Annotated in this window: 22 protein-coding genes and 1 pseudogene; 6 read left to right on the forward strand and 17 right to left on the reverse strand. The window is 72.4% G+C overall.

What is annotated here, in order from left to right; translation table 11 throughout:
• The first annotated feature begins 112 nt into the window (after nucleotides 1–112).
• The 5 genes from ACZ4W9_RS34140 to ACZ4W9_RS34160 all read left to right on the forward strand — a co-directional run bounded on the left by ACZ4W9_RS34140 (nucleotide 113) and on the right by ACZ4W9_RS34160 (nucleotide 4,057).
• A complete protein-coding gene (locus ACZ4W9_RS34140; RefSeq protein ID WP_467942317.1) occupies nucleotides 113–349 on the forward strand; it encodes a hypothetical protein in 237 nt (78 codons plus the stop codon).
• A 302-nt stretch (nucleotides 350–651) separates the two neighbouring features.
• Nucleotides 652–1,008, forward strand: a complete 357-nt coding sequence (locus ACZ4W9_RS34145; RefSeq protein ID WP_467942412.1) for a plasmid mobilization protein — start codon at nucleotides 652–654, stop codon at nucleotides 1,006–1,008.
• Nucleotides 1,005–2,729: a relaxase/mobilization nuclease domain-containing protein gene (locus ACZ4W9_RS34150; RefSeq protein WP_467942318.1), complete on the forward strand. Its 1,725-nt coding sequence runs from the start codon at nucleotides 1,005–1,007 to the stop codon at nucleotides 2,727–2,729. Before ACZ4W9_RS34145 ends, ACZ4W9_RS34150 begins: the two co-directional genes overlap by 4 nt.
• A gap of 83 nt (nucleotides 2,730–2,812) precedes the next feature.
• Complete coding sequence (locus ACZ4W9_RS34155) at nucleotides 2,813–3,289, forward strand: hypothetical protein (RefSeq protein ID WP_467942320.1); 477 nt, start codon at nucleotides 2,813–2,815, stop codon at nucleotides 3,287–3,289.
• 75 nt (nucleotides 3,290–3,364) lie between these two features.
• Nucleotides 3,365–4,057 (forward strand): hypothetical protein, encoded by a 693-nt coding sequence (locus ACZ4W9_RS34160; protein ID WP_467942321.1) that lies wholly within the window; start codon nucleotides 3,365–3,367, stop codon nucleotides 4,055–4,057.
• A 170-nt stretch (nucleotides 4,058–4,227) separates the two neighbouring features.
• On the opposite strand, the gene ACZ4W9_RS34165 is transcribed toward ACZ4W9_RS34160, so the two are convergent.
• From ACZ4W9_RS34165 to ACZ4W9_RS34180, 4 genes are all read right to left on the reverse strand, one after another.
• On the reverse strand, nucleotides 4,228–5,046 hold the full coding sequence (locus ACZ4W9_RS34165) for an SPDY domain-containing protein (RefSeq protein WP_467942414.1): 819 nt from the start codon (nucleotides 5,044–5,046) through the stop codon (nucleotides 4,228–4,230).
• A 12-nt stretch (nucleotides 5,047–5,058) separates the two neighbouring features.
• Complete coding sequence (locus ACZ4W9_RS34170) at nucleotides 5,059–5,352, reverse strand: hypothetical protein (protein ID WP_467942322.1); 294 nt, start codon at nucleotides 5,350–5,352, stop codon at nucleotides 5,059–5,061.
• A gap of 408 nt (nucleotides 5,353–5,760) precedes the next feature.
• Nucleotides 5,761–5,958, reverse strand: a complete 198-nt coding sequence (locus tag ACZ4W9_RS34175) for a hypothetical protein (protein WP_467942324.1) — start codon at nucleotides 5,956–5,958, stop codon at nucleotides 5,761–5,763.
• Between the two features lie 51 nt (nucleotides 5,959–6,009).
• Nucleotides 6,010–6,432, reverse strand: a complete 423-nt coding sequence (locus ACZ4W9_RS34180; RefSeq protein WP_467942325.1) for a DUF6233 domain-containing protein — start codon at nucleotides 6,430–6,432, stop codon at nucleotides 6,010–6,012.
• 360 nt (nucleotides 6,433–6,792) lie between these two features.
• On the opposite strand from ACZ4W9_RS34180, the gene ACZ4W9_RS34185 reads away from it, so the two are divergent.
• Nucleotides 6,793–7,296: a hypothetical protein gene (locus ACZ4W9_RS34185; protein WP_467942326.1), complete on the forward strand. Its 504-nt coding sequence runs from the start codon at nucleotides 6,793–6,795 to the stop codon at nucleotides 7,294–7,296.
• Nucleotides 7,297–7,399: 103 nt separating this feature from the next.
• Here the strand turns inward: ACZ4W9_RS34185 and ACZ4W9_RS34190 are convergent, their stop codons facing one another.
• The 13 genes and pseudogenes from ACZ4W9_RS34190 to ACZ4W9_RS34250 form a co-directional block, all read right to left on the reverse strand.
• Nucleotides 7,400–8,428 (reverse strand): MSCRAMM family protein, encoded by a 1,029-nt coding sequence (locus tag ACZ4W9_RS34190; protein ID WP_467942328.1) that lies wholly within the window; start codon nucleotides 8,426–8,428, stop codon nucleotides 7,400–7,402.
• Between the two features lie 148 nt (nucleotides 8,429–8,576).
• Nucleotides 8,577–9,068 (reverse strand): hypothetical protein, encoded by a 492-nt coding sequence (locus ACZ4W9_RS34195; RefSeq protein WP_467942329.1) that lies wholly within the window; start codon nucleotides 9,066–9,068, stop codon nucleotides 8,577–8,579.
• An 18-nt stretch (nucleotides 9,069–9,086) separates the two neighbouring features.
• Nucleotides 9,087–9,932, reverse strand: coding sequence for an SPDY domain-containing protein (locus ACZ4W9_RS34200; protein WP_467942330.1), 846 nt, complete (start codon nucleotides 9,930–9,932; stop codon nucleotides 9,087–9,089).
• Nucleotides 9,933–9,953: 21 nt separating this feature from the next.
• Nucleotides 9,954–10,817, reverse strand: coding sequence for a hypothetical protein (locus tag ACZ4W9_RS34205; RefSeq protein WP_467942332.1), 864 nt, complete (start codon nucleotides 10,815–10,817; stop codon nucleotides 9,954–9,956).
• 27 nt (nucleotides 10,818–10,844) lie between these two features.
• The gene (locus ACZ4W9_RS34210; protein WP_467942333.1) at nucleotides 10,845–11,654 is read right to left on the reverse strand and encodes an SPDY domain-containing protein; all 810 of its coding nucleotides are present in this window, start codon (nucleotides 11,652–11,654) and stop codon (nucleotides 10,845–10,847) included.
• 67 nt (nucleotides 11,655–11,721) lie between these two features.
• Nucleotides 11,722–12,351, reverse strand: a complete 630-nt coding sequence (locus ACZ4W9_RS34215; RefSeq protein ID WP_467942335.1) for an HAD family hydrolase — start codon at nucleotides 12,349–12,351, stop codon at nucleotides 11,722–11,724.
• Nucleotides 12,348–13,502, reverse strand: a pseudogene (locus ACZ4W9_RS34220) (MFS transporter); the annotation flags it as partial. The pseudogene ACZ4W9_RS34220 and the gene ACZ4W9_RS34215, both read right to left, overlap by 4 nt.
• Complete coding sequence (locus ACZ4W9_RS34225; protein WP_467942336.1) at nucleotides 13,493–14,761, reverse strand: ATP-grasp domain-containing protein; 1,269 nt, start codon at nucleotides 14,759–14,761, stop codon at nucleotides 13,493–13,495. The pseudogene ACZ4W9_RS34220 and the gene ACZ4W9_RS34225, both read right to left, overlap by 10 nt.
• A gap of 53 nt (nucleotides 14,762–14,814) precedes the next feature.
• Nucleotides 14,815–15,132 carry a hypothetical protein gene (locus tag ACZ4W9_RS34230; RefSeq protein WP_467942338.1) on the reverse strand — a complete coding sequence of 106 codons (318 nt, stop codon included), beginning with the start codon at nucleotides 15,130–15,132 and terminating at the stop codon, nucleotides 14,815–14,817.
• A gap of 31 nt (nucleotides 15,133–15,163) precedes the next feature.
• Entirely contained in the window at nucleotides 15,164–16,378 is a 1,215-nt protein-coding gene (locus tag ACZ4W9_RS34235) for an MFS transporter (protein WP_467942415.1), read from the reverse strand.
• The gene (locus ACZ4W9_RS34240; RefSeq protein ID WP_467942339.1) at nucleotides 16,378–16,872 is read right to left on the reverse strand and encodes a regulator; all 495 of its coding nucleotides are present in this window, start codon (nucleotides 16,870–16,872) and stop codon (nucleotides 16,378–16,380) included. Before ACZ4W9_RS34240 ends, ACZ4W9_RS34235 begins: the two co-directional genes overlap by 1 nt.
• Entirely contained in the window at nucleotides 16,869–17,714 is an 846-nt protein-coding gene (locus tag ACZ4W9_RS34245; protein ID WP_467942340.1) for a winged helix-turn-helix transcriptional regulator, read from the reverse strand. Before ACZ4W9_RS34245 ends, ACZ4W9_RS34240 begins: the two co-directional genes overlap by 4 nt.
• A gap of 39 nt (nucleotides 17,715–17,753) precedes the next feature.
• Complete coding sequence (locus tag ACZ4W9_RS34250) at nucleotides 17,754–18,197, reverse strand: hypothetical protein (protein WP_467942342.1); 444 nt, start codon at nucleotides 18,195–18,197, stop codon at nucleotides 17,754–17,756.
• Nucleotides 18,198–18,200 lie beyond the last annotated feature (3 nt).

Consider the following 18,200-nt stretch of genomic DNA (forward strand, 5'->3'; position numbering starts at 1 on the left):
CCCCCCCCCCCCCCCCCCCCCCCCCCCCCCCCCCCCCCCCCCCCCCCCCCCCCCCCCCCCCCCCCCCCCCCCCCCCCCCCCCCCCCCCCGCCCGCGCACCGAAAGGCACCACGTGATCCCCCGTTCTGCTCCCGCGTCCCGGGACGTGGCCGCTGAGGCGGCTGCCTGGGCCGCCGTCCTGGTCCGCCGACGCCTCGTCCACGCCATGGTGGCCCTGCCGACCGGTGGGTGGTTCGTCCAGCACGAGCCGCACGGTCCGGTCCGGCTCCTCGGCGGCCCGGCCGACGTTCTTGCCCTGGCCGCCGCCGTCCAGCGTCGGCTCCGCGCAGCGAGGCCCGAGAGCCGATGACGAACCCGATCGAGAACGGCTCCGCCCCGGAACCTGCCGGTGAACTCAACTCGGTCTCGGGGCGAGCAAGTTATCGCAAGAGCATTGCTCCCGATGGGAGCAATGCTCTTGCCTGGCCCGCCCCTTCAGGGGCGGGAGTGGACCGGCACCGGGGGGCGCCGGTCCACCAGGATGCGACCGAGGGCGGATCGCATCCAGAAGGGGAAACGCCACACGCCTGTCACACCCCGCGCTGTGAGCACGCCGCGCCGCCGAAGCCGCACGTGCGCCAGCGTGAGCGCCTGCGCGACGAGCACAAGCGCATGCGTCAGCCCAGCTGCCGCATGAATAACGACGAGTACCAGCTCCTCGTGCGCGCCGCGTCCGCCTGCCGCATGAGCGTCGCCGCCTTCCTCGCCCACGCCGCTCTGAAAGCCGCCCGTGATCTCGACCGCACCGCTGCCGAGATCGCCACCGAGCGCGAAGTGCTGACCGAGCTGTTCGCCGTGCGCCGGCACCTCGGCCAGATCGGCAACAACCTCAACCAGGTGGCCAGAGCCACCAACGCCGGCGCCGACGTCCCGCACGCCCGCGCGGTCCTCGACGCCGTCCACCGCGCCGCCAAGCGGGTGGAGACCTTCACCCAGCACTACCTGGACACCGAGAACCACGCCGCATGATCCCCAGAGTCCACAAGCGCGGCAAGCGCACCCTCGGGCTGCTGTACTACCTGTACGGGCCCGGCACGCACGAGGAACACGTCGACCCGCACCTCGTGGCGGCCTGGGACAGCCTCACCCCGGACCCCGGCCGCGACCCGCAGGCCACCTACACCCGGTTGCAACAGCTCCTCGACCAGCCGGTCGAAGCCCTCGCGCCCAGTCGCCGCCCGGACAGGCACGTGTGGCACCTGTCGGTGCGCGCCGCACCCGAGGACCCGGTCCTGTCCGACGAGCAGTGGGGCGAGGTCGCCCGGCGCATGGTCGCGGCCACCGGGATCGCCCCCGACGGCGACGACGCCGGCTGCCGCTGGGCGGCCGTACGCCACGCCGACGACCACATCCACATCATCGCCACCCTGGTCCGCGAGGACGGACGAAGGCCCCGTCTGCACAACGACGCGGGCCGGGCGCAGGCCGAAGCCCGCCTGATCGAGGCCGAGTACGGCCTCAAGCGGCTCAACACCGGCGACGGGACCGCCGCCCAGAGGCCCACCAGCGCCGAGCGGCACAAGGCCGCCCGGCAGGGCCGTGAAAGCACCGCCCGCGAGGAACTGCGCGAGACCGTACGGCGCGCGGTGGCCGGCGCGGCGGGCGAGGAGGAGTTCTTCGACCGGCTGGCCGCCGCCGGCCTGCTCGTCCGCAAGCGCATCGCACCCTCCGGTGACCTGCTCGGTTACAAGGTCGCCCTGCCTGATGACCGCAACAAGGACGGTGAGCCGGTGTTCTACCCCGGCGCACGCTTGGCCCCGGACCTCTCCCTGCCCCGGATCCGCGAACGCTTCACCGCCGCCCTCGATGACGGCCAGGGCGCCGCGCCCGTCGAGCCCCCTTTGCCTACGGGGCCGGGCGGCCCGTCCGCCGCGCGCCGGAGCACGGCCTCCGCGGCGTGGCAGGCGCTGCTCGTCATCGAGCAGGCCGAAGATGCGGTCGCCGCCGCGTACATCGCCTCGGCCGGCGAGGTCCTGGACGCGCTCGCGAAGACCTCGGCCGCGCACACCCGCGCGGAGCTGCGCGAGGCCGCCGCCGCCTTCGAGCGGGCCTCCAGGTCGCACGTGCGGGCCGAGCGCGGCCACGACCGGGCGTTGCGGCAGGCCGCCCGCGACCTCATCCGGGGCGGTCCCGCGCTCGGTCGCGGGGAGGACGGCGCGACCACCGCGATGGCGATCGACATGCTGTTCTTCCTCGTCACCGCCGCCACCCACTGGCACGCGAAGAAGGGCCACGCCCAGCAGGCAGCCGCCGCCCGCCAGGCCGCGGAGCACCTGCGGGCCGCCTACCAGGCCGCCGCCGCCCAGCCGCTGGGCGCCCTCTACCAGCGCGGCCGGCGCCTGAGCCGACCACTCCTCCAGCGGCAGACCACCGTGTTGCGTGAGGCCGTCCCGGAGCTGGCGGAGCAGGTCCTGGCCGAGCCCGGCTGGTACGCGCTCGCCACGACTCTGGCCGACATCGAAGCCGCCGGGCATGATCCCGCCGCGCTCCTCGCCGACGCGGCGGGACGCCGGGAACTCGGCACCGCCGAGTCCGTCAGCGACGTGCTGGTGTGGCGCCTGCGCCGCAGCACCGACCTCCCCGCCGCCACCAGCAACACGGTGGTCGCCGACCGCCGTAACGGGCGCACCGCCGGCCATTCCAGCGGCCAGGCGCACACCCGGACCGGATCCGGGCGCGGCCGGTTGTGACTAGGGCTTTTGTGAGTTGAACAGGCCGGACCCTTCGGGGACGATCTTGACGCGAGCAGGACGAGACGCAGGAGGACGCCAGGGTGTTTCACCGGATACGACGCCGTAAGCAGGATCCGATCGTCATTGAGGCGCGGCGCCGGCACCAGGAGATGTGGGAGATAGCGCAGCGCACGCCTTGGCCCCCGGCTCCAGAGGTCGAGGCCGCTGCAAGCCCGTCGGAGGCACAGGTCGATGCGGGGGCGTCGGAGCCGGTGGCCGAGGTGGACGACTTCCTTCCCCCTGAGTTGCGGATGCCCAGCCACGACCAGGTCGACGGGTGGATGATGCCCTGGCCGTGGCCCCTCGTTCTGGAGGGCGAGATCGTCACCTGCACCGGGAGCGGCGCCTACCGGGACTGGATCATCATGGCCACCCGCCACCAGGTCTGGCTGCGCTGCCGTGCTGGCCATCAGCAGCAGGAGAGGCGTCTGGACGTCGCCTGGTTCAACCGGCACTCCGGACCAGCCGACGGCACCCACGCCACGTTCGAGGACTGCCTGCGCCACCTCGGCTACTGACCCCGGTCCCTACCACCCCACCGGGCCTGCGAGCCCGCACTGCCCAACCGTCTCCCAGTACCAAGGGGTCACCTCATGCGCGTGCGCGTCACCACCGCCGTCGGCATCACCGCCGCCCTGCTCGCCCTGCCCGCCTGCTCGTCCCATACCAAAACGGCGCCTTCCGCCACGTCCTCCTCCGCCCGCTCCACCAGCCCGGCCGTGCCGGGGCCAGGCAGCAGCAGTCCGCTGTCGTCGGCCGCGCTCACGGAGCGTCTGCTCGCTGCCAGCGACCTGGGCAGCGGCTACACCCGCAAGCTCGAACGCGTCGAGCACAACGACGACGTCACCGTGCTCGGCTGCCCCGCCCTCACCGACCTCGGCGGTGACGCGGCCACCGGAGGTTCACTCGACTTCCCCCGCAAAGCGGAGACCGCCTTCACCTACGCCGGCAGCAGCGACTCGGAGGTCTCCGAGGAGCTGTACAGCGACACCCCCGGCAAGCTGTCCGATGGCATGGGCAAGATCTTCGACGCCATGACCGGATGCCCGCGGTACCAGGTCCTCGTCGGCGGGTCCGCCGTCGACATCACCACCCAGAAGACGACGCCGCCCCACCTCGGCGACGAACAGTGGAGCCAGCTGCTGACCTTCTCCGCCGGCGGGCACGACAGCGTGATGAAGCAGACCACGATCCGCGACGGCAACATCCTCGTCATCGTCTCCGGATCCCCCGCCCTCGTCGACCGGCACCTCGACAAGGCCCTGGCCAAGGCCACATCGCGGTAACGCCCACCGCGCAGATGCGACAAAAGCCCGTCCATCCCCACAGGGATGGACGGGCTTCATCATGTACCGGGCAGCCAGAGGCGGCTGGGCACCTGCCGCAAGGGCTCATACCCTCCCCAGGCCCTCGGGGGCCCCGGCCGCCTCGGCACCACCCGCATCGGGCTGAACCGTCACATGGCCGGAGCGCGCAGGAGGCGGTCCCGGGTGCTCTCCGGGAGCACCCGGCGCAGGACTGGCGCGGTGGAGCTGACCGAGCGGGCGAAGGCGGCGACCAGGTCGTGGGGGACGCCGGAGCTGAAGGATGCCACCCACAGGCACCCCCCGCCGAGCACCGGCTCGGACCACGCCTGCCACCCCTCCAGCTCCTGGCCCACGTCGCGGGTGAGGGCCTGGGGGTCGCCGTCCTGGATGAGGGGCGGCACCGTGCCGTAGCTGAGGTGGGTAGTGAACGCCGCGTCCATCGCTCCCGTGCGCGGCTGGTCGATGTCGAGGAGCCAGCCGTGCCCGGTGACGGCCTCAAGGACCAGCTCGGTGCCGCCGCACGGGGTTGCGGGGTGCCGGCGTGCGTCGAGCGCGACGAGGAAGTCGGCGATGGCCTCCCCGGGGACATCGGGGGTGAAGTACGCCGACCACTGCGCGAGCGGACTGCTCGTGTCCGCGCGGGCCGATACCTGCCAGGCGATCGGCAGATCCCCCAGCAGGAACGGCTCATCGGCCAAGAGCCACTGGGCCCACCGCAGGGTGTCGGGGCTGATGTGCAGAACGGTGCTGCGCACAACCTGCCGGTCCTCCGGTTCCTCGCCCGGCTCCTGCCGGCCGCGGACCATCGTCAGGCTCGTCCAGCCCAGAGTGGAGAGGGCGTCGGCGACGGTGTCGTAGAGGCGGCCGTCGTCGCCGGCCAGGTGGCGGGGGCCGACCCAGCAGGCCGCCGGGAACTGGCCGCGGGCGGAGGGATCGAACGGGACGTCGGGATTCAGGGGCACCTCCAGGGGTGAGGGGAACTACTGGCCGCCGCGGGCGGTGCGGCGGGCACGCCGCGGCGGCGGCTGAACGGGAGACTGCCAGGCCAGTTCCACGGCGACCTCGGGCGGCAGGACACCGAGCTGGCTGTGCTCATCACCTCCCTCGGCGAGATAGACAACCGTCTTCCCGGTCGCGTCCTTGGCCTGGACGACCTGCGCAAGCCGGTGCTCCATCGGGAAGAACGGGTTCAACGCCTGCCGAACCGGAGCATCACGCTCACAGGCGGACAGCAGGTCGATGAGATCCTGGACGGTCATTTCCGTGGACGGCACGGAAACCTCCTCACGAGGGGAAGCGGCGGGTACGCCGTTCGGCCGGATCGGCCGCCGGTCGAGAGGAAGGCGCCTTCACCGAGCAGAACCCCGCAATGCGGGCGCGCAGTACGCCTTGGCTGGTCCTCAACGCCCGTGGCACGGCGACGGTGACACCGCCCGCCGGCGTCTCGGCCATCCGGTCCCCGAGCCCATCACGACTCCGGTGGCGTGCCAGCCTTCGTGGCTGGTGCCGGGCCGCGAATCGCCTACCTGACCTGGGCTTTCCCGGGGAGGTCGTCTACCTTGACATGCCCCGGACTCGTTGGCCAGTCTTTCGGGGATCTTTCCTGTCTGCCCCGGGCGAACTGCGGTCCGCCGCCAGAGCAAGGCAGCGGCGCCCCGGTGAGGTAAGGCGGCTGGACGTTCTCAGCGCGAGGCGCCGACCGCCGCCGGCTTCTGGGCATCATGGCAGGCCGGGCAGATGACCTGGGCGTTACGGCCGTACCGGTGGGTGAGCCCCTGGCAGCGCGGGCAGTATCCGACCTCGTCGGATGAACAGCCCAGCAGACGCGCTGCGGCGGTCCGGTCCACCGTCGGGTCGATGCGCTCAAGAACTCCGTCCACGCGTACGAATATATCCGGCCATAGGTCGCAAAGCGCCCACGCAGCGATGAATTACGCCAGGTCGATACCGAGGTCGGTGTCCGGGCGGCAGAAGGTGCAGGGGGTGACGGTGGGGTCGGTGAGCGCGGCGCGGGCCTCGTCTGCCCTGATCCGGTGTGGCGTGCCTTCGATCATGGAGCAGTCTGCGAGGTGGATGAGTGCCGGCTCCGGGCCCGTCGGGGTGCGTTTTTGTTGCACGACGTAGCCGGCCCTGACCTGCTCCGGGGCGAAGGCGGGCAACGGGCCGGCGCCCTTCACCGGGCGGGCGGGCCGCTGTCGCTGCGGGGACGGCCGCTCGGCGCGGGCCAGGGCCTCCTGGACGGCATCACGCTGAAGGCGCAGGTACCGGCCGATCGTGTCGTTCTCCGCGACCTGCCGTTCCAAGTGCGCGAGGATTGCCCGCAGGCGCGGTGGGTCAGGAGGCAGCTCGGTCATGGCGTGCACCGTGCAGCGCTGCCCAAGCTCCTGGCCTCCGGCCCTGCCAGTACGGATGGAACATCACCTGCACCGACAGGTGGATGACCCGGCGGCGCAGCGCGGTACGCGGTCGCGCGGCGAGCTGACGGTAGGCGGTATGCCACTCCTCTTGCGCGCGGGCGAGGTCGTTCGGTGTGGGGCTCATGACTGAATTGAATCACTAGTTCGATTTCCGGTGCATCTCGGTGCCGGGTTAACCGGTTCCGGACATCAAGGGGGCGAGCGTTCTCAGTGCGTCCCGTAGGCCAGCCCTCTTTCGGGCCCGATTCCGGTAATCACCGCTCGATGGGCCTCTGCCCCTGGGTACGCTCGGCGGCCATGACGATGAGCGGTGCGCAGGTTCACGTCGAGGCGGCGCAGGCGGCGTGGGACCAGGCGAGCATCCTGCGCTCGCCAGACCAGCCAAGTGCCTGGCCGGCCCTGTCCGAGCGCATCGCGGCGGCCACGGCCCTCTACGGTGCCGGGGAGCTGCACCGGGGGACGGTGTGGCTGATCGGCGGCGCGCTGCACCTCGTGGGCGGTGGGCGCCTGGGCGGTGAGGGATTCGCCGAGCGGTTCACCAAGACGCTGATGGACAAGGTCGGCCAGTGGGGCGATGTCGTGGAGCCGTCCGATCTGCCGATGGTGCGCCGGGTCGTGACCGCGGTCTTCGACGGACATGATCCGGTGGTCTGGCGGGACCAGGCCGGGCCGGTCCCTGACAGCGAATCGCGCGCGATGGGATGTGCCCTGGCGCTGATCGCCGACTTCGTGGACCACGTCGACGGACCGGGAGCATGTGAGCGCGGGCTGCTGTCCATGCTCAGCCGCGCCATCGACTGACCGGCTGCGGCAGGACGGGAGGCTGCCCCCGAGCCGTGAAGACGGCACAAGACCGCGCCCCCGGACCGCGAGGGCGGGTTCCGGGGGCGTGGCTGTGTTCGGTTCAGTGGTCGGCGGTGTTCTGTGGGCTGCTGTTGCTCGCGGTGCGCCGTCGCGCGGCGATGACGGTGCCGGCGCCGCCTGCGGCCAGGAGGCCGGCGCCGGCGAGGATCCACGGCGTTGCGTCGGCGCCGGTGTGGGCGAGTGAGCCGGTCGGGTTTTCCGAGGCCATGGGGACTGCCGCTGTGGTGGCGGCCGGTGACGGCTGGGTGCCCTTGGTGTCGGGGGTGGTGGGTCCGGATGCCGGGTGTGTGCTGGGAGGGCCGGTTGGCCGCTGGTGTGGGGTGGCCGGGGTTTGCGTGGTCGGTGTGCCGGTCGGCTCCCTGGAGTGTCCGGGCTCGGTCGGCCTGCTTGCCCTCTTGGAGTTGGTGAGGGTCACGGTGACCGGGGCGCCGGGGCCCGCCCTGAAGGTCTTGGCCGGCTTGTAGACGTCGTAGCCTTCGGGGGCCGTGATCTGCCTGGCCCAGAACTGCGTCTCCCGGCTGGTTGTGGGCAAGACGCCGGTGGCGGTGCCCTTCGGGCCCGTGGTGAGGGTGGTGAGCGACTGGTTGCCGGCGCCGACGTTCACCGTCGCACCGGGCAGGGGCCTGCCCGTCGTGGCGTCCTTGACCTGCAGCAGGATGCGGGCGGGCTTGAACGGGTCGATGACCGTCAGGCGGGTGGTGGCCCCTGGGGTGACGATGACGTCCTGGTCGGCGACGACATCGTGCAGAGAGCTGCCGGAGGAGGTCTCCTTCAACCGGTAGATGCCGACAGCCAGATCCGTGAAAGTCAGCCGGCCCTCGGCGTCGGTGGTACCGGTGCCGGCTTCCTGTCCGGTGGCATCCAGCAGCAGAAAGGCGGCGCCGGAGAGGAGTTCGCCGGCGGCGTCCTTCTTGATGATGGCAACACTGCCCTGCCCGGCGTCCGGACCGTCGGAGGAGGCAGCCGAGGGAGTGGGGGTGGTTGCAGCGGCGGTCGCGGTCGGGGGCCAGGCCAGGACACCGGTGACCGATGCGGCGACGGCGGCAAAACGGACGAGGCTGAAGCGCACGAGCGGTGAGACTCCTTATGGCTGGGCAGGGCGCGGCAAGGATCAACGGGTTCGGCTCGTCGCCGGTCTCGGGGGTGGCGCAGCGACCGGGGCGAGCGGCTTGTTCTGCACGACTGTTGTGGGCGGCGAGGTTGACCGTATGCAGAGATCAGCGGGCGCGGCGTATGCCGGGGGCGGCGGGCGGAGCCGGTGCCACTCGCGCGGTGCGGCCGACGGTTCGTTGCAGTGCAGTTGCTGCCCAGGTGCCGGGGAACCAGATGGACGTGTACTGCTCGATCGCCTCGCGCAGGCCGCCTGTATGAGCGCCCTCCCAGGGCACCCGGTCGGGCCACTGCTTGAACTCCTTGAACGTCCCGTAGTCCTGGTCGTGCGGCTGCACACCACGGGTGGAGTCCCGGTGGTCGAACGTCTTGTGCTCGGCGAACCGCAGCACCGTGACGTCAAGTTCCCCGTGGTCCTGGTGGACGGTGACGAGCCGTAGTCCGTCGTACTCGTTGGACCACCGGGTGCGGCTGAAGTCGATCCGCAGCCGCAGCGGGCCGCCGGGTGCGGGGGTGGCGTAGTAGGTGTCCCCGACGACGGCGTTGTCGGGGAAAGGCAGGTCAAGTGCGGTGAAGAACGCGCGTGCGTGCAGAGCCAAACGGGTCTCCTGGCTGGGTTACCGGCGTGTACCGGTGGCAAGCCGCCTGGTGGTGCTCCAGCGCGGGACACTGGCCGCATGCTGGGTGTGCGGGCGGATGGTGGCCGTCCGCTTGACGTCGAGCGGGCTGGGGGCCGGTGGGCGGATAGGCGTGAGCTGGGCCCTGCCCTCGACGTAGCTGTGGGTGTCCTGGCGCCAGCGGGGCAGGGGCGCGGGGTCGGAGATGCACTCGGTGACCGCTTTGAGGAGGAGGGTGGGGGTGTTGGTGCTGGCGGTGGCGTACCAGTAGGGGCAGTCTGGCGGGCCGGCCCACAGTTCCCAGCGGGTCTCCCGGGTGGTCAGCTCGGCTTCCGGGTCCAGGTCGCCGGTGGCGTACTGGAGGGTGGCCAGCTCGTCGGGTGACTGGATGGCGAAGGCGTCCCAGTGGGGATGGTCGATGTGCCAGCCGCGTGCGAGCAGCGGTGTGATCACCGGAAGGGGGTCGGGAGCCCAGTCTCCCGCGCCGGGGTTGGTCAGGTAGCTCCCGGGTCCCTGCTGGTACGCCTCGGCGAGGGCCGTGGTGAAGGCGGTGACGATCTCCGTCGGGCAGGAGTGGTTGAACCAGGCGCTCCAGGCGGGCGGGCCGAAGGGGTCGTGGTAGGCGGTGATGCGCCACAGGCCGTCGTGGTCGACTTCGGGGAGGAAGCCGAGGCGGACCTTGTGGTCGGGCGTGGTGAGGTAGGCGTTGCCCAGATCGTCGTGGTGGGGGTTCCAGCCGGTCTGGAGCAGGGGCTCCAGGGCGGGGTCGCCGATTCCGGTGCTTGTGGCGAGGTAGCGCGGGAAGACATGGACGTCCCCGTCGGGGGCGTCGGTGTGGGGCTGCATGGGGTTCCTGGTGTGCGGCGGTCAGCGGGTCCGGCCGGCCGACGGGGACGGTGGCGCAGGGGGCCGAGGCGCGGTCGGGGCGTGGGGGCGGGTGGTGAGGGTGAGGCGGCGCAGCGCGGTGCGCACGGCCTGTTCCTGTTCTTCGACGGGTCGCTGGTCGAGGAGGACGAGGGCTCGGGCGATGGCAGGGTCGAAGGGCGATCCGATGTCGCCTCCGACGATCTGGGCTGCGGCCTGTGCCTCAGCCAGAACGCCGAATGCGGGCGGGACACCGAGGAGGTCGTCCGCGTGGTGGCGGGCTCCGTCGAGCGCTTGGATGAGACGGAAGTCGTCGTCCAGGCAGTCGGCCAGGAGGTGAAGCACCCGGACGGTGGCGTTCTGGAGCCGGGTGCGGAAGTCCGGGTCGGTGAGCCAGAACCCGTTGGGTGCCTCCGCCTGCGAGCGACGGGCCGGGGTGGGCGCGTCGTGTGCTTGCTTCGGCTGTTGTTTCTGCGTCTGGGGGAACCAGAGGGTGGTGTACTGCTCGATCGCCCGACGGAGCTTGGTCGTTGCGGCGCCCTGCCACGGTGGCCCGTCGCGCTCGCTCCAGTCGCGGATGACGGCGTAACCGTCGTCTCCGGGTTCCCGGTGAAGGGCGTCGTCGCGGCTGCGGAAGGTGTCGTGCGCGGCGAACGTGAGGACCAGGCTGTCCAGCACGCCCTGCTCGGCGTGGAGGATCTGCAGGCGCAGGCCGTCGTATTCGCCGGCGCGGGTGGTGCGGGCGAAGTCGATCCGCAGCCGTAGCGGCGAGCCGGGTGCGGGGGCGCAGTAGTAGGAGTCACCGATGACGGTGCCGTCGGTGAGCTGGAGCTGCTCGGTGAAGAACTGCTGGGCGTACAGGGGCATGGGGTGCTTTCGCGTGAACGGGGTGGTTCAGCGGCGCAGCCCCGGGCGGGCCGCCGGGTGTGCTGGGGGCGGTGGCGTGCTGGTGGTCCAGCGGCGCACGCTGGGGGCCGGCAGGACGGTCGGCCGGCGGGCTGCCGCGGCGCGGCGGACGTCCAGCGGGGTCGGCACGGCGGGCTGGGGCGGTGCGACGGGCGTGAGCCGGGCCAGCTCGGCCAGGCGCGGGCGCAGGGACGTCCTGCTGCGGATGACCGGGGCGGGGTCGGCGAGGGCGGCGGCCGTGGCGGCGATCAGGTGCGAGGGGGTGCGCGCGGTGAAGACCGCTTCGGCGCGAGTGGCCCAGCCCGGTGGTCCGGCCCACAGGGTCACGGTCTCGGCGTCGGAGTCCGGGGCGGCGACATCGATGCTCGCTCCGGCCAGCCCGTCCGGGGCGACGATGTCCACGAAGCCGTGGCGCGGGGTGTTGCGCTTCCAGCCCGCATCGAGGAGGGGGCGAATGCCGTCGGTCCAGTACACGGAGGGCTGGGTGAGGAAGGTGTTGCTGTCCTCGGCCCACTCGTCGGCGAGGGCGCGGGTGAGTCCTGCGACGATCTCGGGGGGCGTGGCGTGGTTGATCCGTGCGGTCCAGCGGGGCGGGGAGACGGGGTCCTCGGCCGCGCTGATGACCCAGGTGTCGTAGTCGTCGCCGAACCAGCCGATGCGGATGCGGTGGTCGGGTGAGGCGACGACGAGCTGGCACGGCCCGGTTTCGGGGTAGTGGTGGGGCCAGTGGGCCACCGGGTCGAAGCTGGGGTCGGCGTGGCCGGGCAATCCGGCGAGGTAGCGCGGAAAGACGTACACGTCGCCGCTGCTCGAAAGGTCACTGTCGGGAGGCAATGAGGTCCTGGAGGGTGGAAGGGCCGGATGGTCAGCCGACGGTGTGCAGCAGTGCTGCTTCGAGATCGCCCGGGCTGCCGGTGTAGTGCAGGGTACGCAGGCCCACTGCTTCGGCGGCGCGGCAGTTGTCGGCGCGGTCGTCCACGAACAGCACGCGCCGGGGGTCGCCGGCGCCGGTGGCCTTCAGGGCGTGTTCGTAGGCGGCCGGGTCCGGCTTGCACACCTGCAGCCGGGCCGAGTACAGGGCCTGGTCCATCATCCGGCGCCAAGGGTGGGTGTCGAGCACGTCACTGAGGTGGGCAGGGGCGTTGGACAGCAGCACCATCGGCAGCCCGGCGGCGTGGGCACGCCGCAGGACGGAGAGGACTCGCTCGTCGGTGCCGGTCCACATGTCCGTGTCCGCGGTGAGGAGTTCGTGCAGCAGGCGGGGGCCGGGGTGGGAGCCGAGGACGCGGGCCCAGTACGCCAGGTCGCTGAGCTGGCCGGCGTCGTAGGGTTCGCGGGCGCTCCAGAAGGCGCGCTGGAAGCCGGTCAGGTCGTCGTCGGGCCAGGAGGCCGTGCGGGCGAGGCGACACCACTGCTCGTGAGTGGGCTGCAGGCCGATGACGCCGTTGTAGTCGAAGATGACGGCGTCCAGGCCGGTCGTGCGGGTGCGGGTCAAGGGGCGGTGTTCTCCAGGGCGCGGTGGGCAAGGACGGCGAGCGCGGCTGCGAGGAGGGCGGGAAGCAGCAGGGCCGCGGGCAGGGTGGTGGCGCCGGCGAGGATGCCGATGAGGGCGGGGCCGGCCAGCAGGCCGAGGTAGCCGGTCACCGAGACGGTGGCCACGGCCTTCGGCCCGCCGGCCCCGGCGGCGGTGATCAGGCAGGGGACGGTGGTGGACAGGCCGAGCCCGAAGACCGTCCAGCCCGCCAGGGCGGCGGGCACGCTGTCCGCCAGGACCCCGGTGGTCAGTCCGGCTGCGGCGAGGACCGCTCCGATGCGGACTACGGCCGGGGTGCCGAAGGCGGTGGTGAGGCGGTCGCCGGTCAGCCGGCCCAGGGTCATCCCCGCGCTGTAGAGGGCGAACGCGCTCGCCGCGGCGGCCGTGGTGCCACCCAGGGTGTGGACGTGCACGGCCGCCCAGTCGGCTGCCGCCCCCTCCCCCAGCAGGCTGGCTGCCGCCAGCGCTCCCAGCAGCCACAGTCGTCCGCGCGGCAGCACCACAGACCTGCCGCCGCCGCTGGGTGTGGGCGGCTGGTCGGTGCCGTCCAGGGCGAGGGTGGTCGGCCCTGCCGCGAGCACGGCGACCGTGAGTGCCAGGCCGGTGGCCAGGAACAAGGTGCGGTGGCTGGTCGCGGCGGTGGCGGCGGCCAGGGCGGCGGCGCCGAGCGCGCCGAGGGAGTAGGCGGCGTGCAGGGAGGACATGATGGGCCGGCCGTAGGCGTTTTGGCAGCGCACCGCCGCGGAGTTCGCGGCGACGTCCACGACACCGTGCGCGGCTCCGAAGGCGAGCGCCGCCACGAGCAGCGAGGCCAGGGTGCGGCACTGTCCCAGCAGAGCGAGGGATCCGGCGAGGCCGACGGCTCCGCTCATCAGGAGCGCGGGGAGCCGTTTGGGCCGGGCGAGGCGGCCACCGGCCTGGAGGCCGGCGACCATGCCGAGGGCGGCGGCGAGCAGGACCCAAGAGAGCTGGGCGGTGCTGAGGTGGGCGGCGTGCTGGACGGCGGGCATCCGGGCGCCCCAGATGGCCATCACCACGCCCAGGCCGAGGAAGTAGCCGGTCAGCAGCATCCGGCTGCGGCGGGCGGCGGCGGTGGGACGGCTCACGCGGCGCGACCGCTGGCGACAGACTCCTCGCCCGCGAGGGGGGTGATGTCGATGTGGAGGCGGCGGGCGGCCTGGTCGGCACGCTTTCGTGCGAGGCCGGCGGTGGGGGCGGTGGTGATCAGGTAGCCGATGCGGGCGGTGAACATGGTGCCACCGTCAGCCGGGAGGAGGAGCTGGTCGCCGGCCTGGTGCTGGAAGTGGACGCGGTCCAGCCAGCGGGGGCAGATGCCGTCGAAGTAGACGCGGCGCAGGGTGCCGGAGACGGTCGGGTAGATCAGCTGGATCGCGGCGGCCGAGGAGCGGGTGGGGGTGAGATCGGGTGCCCGGCCGCAGGCGATGTCGGCGGCGGCGCGCGGCAGGTCGATGCCGGTCGCCAGGTGCACGAGGTGGCCGATCATGTCGCCGGCGATCCGGCCGTTGACCTCGACCAGCCGAGGCCGGCCGTCGACCAGCCGCATCTCGACATGGCTGACGCCGTCGTTGATCCCCAGCGCGCGGATCGCGGCACGGGCCGCGGGGGCGACCCCGTCGAGCAGCGGGTCGGCGGCGTCGACCGAGTGGGCCAGTTCCTCGAAGTACGGTGGTTCGCTGACCGTCTTGCGGGTCACCGCGACCACGGTGGTCTCGCCCCGGTAGGTGACGCACTCCACCGACACCTCGGACCCGTCGAGATACTCCTCGACCAACACGCTCGTACTCTCCTTCCCCAGACCGGCAGCCTTGGCGGCGAACGCAAAGGCGCTCGCGAGCTGGTCGGGGGTGTCGGCGCGGATCACGCCGATGCTGGCCGCCTGCGCGGCCGGCTTCAGCACGACCGGGTAGCCGATACGCTCGGCCGCCACCCTGGCCTCGGCCCCGGTGCGCACGCTCACCGAGGCGGCCGAGGGGACTTGGTGCCGGGCGAACAGCGCACGCGAGGTGGCCTTGTTGCGGCACGCCCGCATGACGTCGGGGGCGTTGGTGGGCAGACCGAGCTGGCGCGCGAGGCGGGCGACGGCAACGAGGTACCACTCGGTCCAGGTGAACAGGCCCGCCAGGTCGTAGCGCTCGGCCAGCGTTTGCCCGGCGGCCGACAGCTGTACCGGGTCGGCCGGGTCGGGCACCACCACACAGTCGCGGAGGTACGGCACCTCCCAAGACGGCTCCTCGCCGGTGATCAGGACGACGTCATAGGCGGCGGCCACGGACTCAAGGCAGTACCCGCGGTACGCCTCGGCTTCCGTGTCGGCGGCGGCGACGACCAGGACGACAGGACGGTCGGACACGAAAAGGGACTCCTCAAAATTCAGACGAGACGACAAACAGGGGCTGGGTGGCTTTACGGGGTGCGCCGTCGGCGGACCTCGATCACGGACGCCCACTGCGGATGGGCGGCGAGCAGCCTGCGCGCGTACAGGGCGGTGTAGTTGTTGTTCAGCCCCTTCACCCCCACTGGCCGGCTCCAGCGCAGGGCCTCGAACAGGGCCTTCATCCCGACCCGCTCGGCTCCGGCGGCCAAGCGGTCATCGACCAGCCGTTCCAGCGCGCGGTAGATCCACGGATGCTCGGCGTCGAAGGCACGGAACTGCTCACTGATCGTGGGTGCGTCCCGGTGCGGGGCATCGAGACCAGGCAGTTCGTCCTGCACGGTGGGCATGCGGGGCGTCGTTCCTCTCGGGGGCGGGGGTTCAGGCCGGTGTGGTGCGCAGGGTGCGCAGCCGGGTGAAGGCGGCGGCCAGGCCGAGGGCCTGCAGGAGCGCGGTGGCGGTGACGGCGTGCCCGATCTGGCCGGGCGGGAGGGCCGCGATGAGCAGTCCGGCGGCGGGGAAGGGCAGCAGGAGCAGCAGGATGGTCAGGCTCAGGGTGCTGGCGAAGACCTCGGGCGGGATGAGGCGGGAGCGCAGGGTGCGCAGGACCACGGTGAGGCCGCCTTCACCGGCCATCAGCACGGCGACCAGGACGAGGTAGCCGCGATAGGTGTCGGCCTGGGCGACGGCGAGGGTGGCGGCAGCGGCGACGGCGGCGGCGGTGGCGCCGACGGGCCACAGCCCCCACCGGTCGATCGCCCGGCGCGCGGCGGTGATCGCGAGCAGGGAGGTGAGGGCGGCGGCGGACCAGATCAGTCCCGCATCGGCGCTGGAGCGGCCCAGTTCAGTGACCACGATCACCGGCATCGCCGCCTGCAGCAAAGCGATGGCCGTGTTCGACAGGAGCAGACCGCCCACCAGCCAGGCCAGCGCGGGCAGGGCGCGCAGGGTGCCCCAGCCGGCCCGCACACCGCTCGCGCTCCGCCGCTCGCCTGTGGGCGTGTGCTGACGGCGCGGGAGCAGGACCGCGGCCAGCAGGGAGAAGACCGCGAGTGTGCTGAGCATGAGCGCCGGGCCGCCGTACTCCAGCAGCAGACCGGACACCAAAGGACCCGCCAGCATCGCGGTCTGGTCGATGCCCAGCAGCACCGACTGCACCCGGTGCGCCCGCGCTCCGGCCATGCGGCTGGCCTCGCCGCCCGCGGTCTCGGCGGCGATGTAACTGCACTCGGTGAGGAAGCCGCTCACCGGGGCGAGCGCCATCACCGCCACCGCCGCAGGCACCCCGAAAGCGGGAACCGCGAGCAGGAGTGCGGCCAGCAGCACGGCCAAGGTCCGGCCGACGCAGGCGGTACGGAAGACGCGGGTGATGCCGTGGCGGTCGACCAGGGAGCCGGCCACCGTGAACGCCACCAGTCGCGGCAGCCACTCCAGGGCGAACGCGAGTCCGGTCAGCGCGGCTGATCCTGTGGTCGCGACGACGATGAGCGGGATGCCGTATGTGGTCATCGCGAACGCGGCCCCGTCGACCGATCGGGGCAGGTAGACACCGCGGAATAGGGAGGAGCGGCGGTCGTGCCGGGTTCTGGCGGCCATCACGCGGCCAGCACGGGCTCGGCGCCCTGGGTCAGTTGGGGGTTCTCCTGCAGCCACTGCTGGAGCAGGGCACGCGTCCCGTCGAGATCCTCGGCAACCGTCTTCGAAACCCGGTCGGTCTGCTCGGTGGTGAGGACGGGCATGGCGAGCAGGGTGAGGGTGTGCTGGACACGGCTGGTGAACTGGCAGGCCGGTGCCGGAAGGTGGTGGCGGCGTGCGACGCGAGCGAGCGCGTCGTAGATGTCGGCCAGGCCCGAGCCGGACGGGGTCAGGTTCAGGCCCACACCAGGCTGGTGGCACACCAGTCCCAGGGCGCGAGCCTGTCGGACGGTGTGGTGCAGGTGGTGGTCGGGCAGGTCGGGCAGGGTGCGGGTCAGGCTGCGCGGGGGGATGGGGCCGTTGTCGTCGATCTCGGTGAGCAGGCGGATCAGGCCGGGCCTGGAGAGCACCGTGCAGGCGTGGCGGAGGCTGGCGGTGTGGGAGAGGGTGGTCATCGGCGCGGGCCTCCGGTGGGCAGTGCCGCCAGCGGGCGGGACGGGGTGGCGTGGGAGAAGAGATCGGTTCGCTGCCAGACCGGCGTCTGGTCGGTCCTGGCCGGTGCGGGCGTGGTCGTCGGCGCCTGCGCTCGTGGCGGGCGGTTGAGCCACATCCGCTGTCCCGGCGTGGCCTGGGCGCTGCCCCAGATGGGGTGCTGTCCGGCCTGGGCCAGGGGCTGGCCGGCGGACCATGCCGACAGAGCGCTCAGCACCGGTGCGAGACCTTCCCCGGCGGGAGACAGGCGGTAGGGCTGCCTGTTGCCGTCGGTGGCGACGAGTCCGTCCTCCACCAGCTGCCCCAGCGGCCCGTAGACGTTGGACGGGTAGCTGCCGGGGATGACCTCCTGGGCCAGAGCCGGTCCGCTGACCTCGCCCCGGATCTTGAGCACCCACAAGATCGCGGCGGCGTGCCGCCGGTTCAGCAGCGTGAGGCTGTCCTCGACCTGCTCGATCGCGGGCAGCGGCTGCTCGGGCTTTTCCAGATGCTGCTCGGCCCAGGTGACGATCAGCGGCAGGACCGGCAGCAGCGTGGTGGCCCGGTCGGTCGCGCTGTAGGTGACGTGCCGCGGGCTGTGCTCGGTGCGCTCCGCGAGACCGGCATCGCACAGCTGCTTGAGCTTGGGGGCCAGCTGGCCGTCGCGGAGCCACGGCACCTTCGCCGCGAGTTCGCTGAAGCGCAGCGGCTGGCCGTTCAGGGCGAGCAGGATCCGAACGTTCCAGCGCGGCGTGATCATGGCGAGGGCTTCGGTGACCCGGGCGACGTCGGCGTCGATGTCGGGAGGCAGACCGGTGAGGGCCAAGGAAGGAACTCCTGTGATCGTGACGGATACGCGTGCGGGTCAGCGGCTCGGTGCGCTGGCCGTGGGCGCGGCGGGCGGGGCCGGGGGCACCGTGGTGGTAGGTGGGGCCGGCGACGGCTCGGGCGGTTCTACCTGCTCGGCCGGCTCGGGGGGCTCGACGCGGACCAGGCTCTGCAGCACGGCCGACGCCGTGACCGCCTGGGTGTCGCGGACAGCGACCGCTTCGGCGAGCCGGCGGGCGCAGTCGAGCACGTGCACCACCTCGTGGGCGCTGATATGCCGCTCGGGGTGAATGAGTTGAGCGAGGCGTTCGCGGTGGACGGTGATGCTGCGCTCGGCCAGCGCGAGTGTGCTGTGCAGGCCGAGGAGGGCGGTGAGCATGCCGGGCGGCTGGTCCTGGGCATGTGCTTCGAGGGCGGCGAGCGGGGCGCCGTAGAGGTCCTCGATCCGTCCGGCTATCTCGGTGGACGTCGGGTGCATCACGCC

It is taken from the genome of Streptomyces sp. NPDC029296 (genome assembly GCF_055569255.1).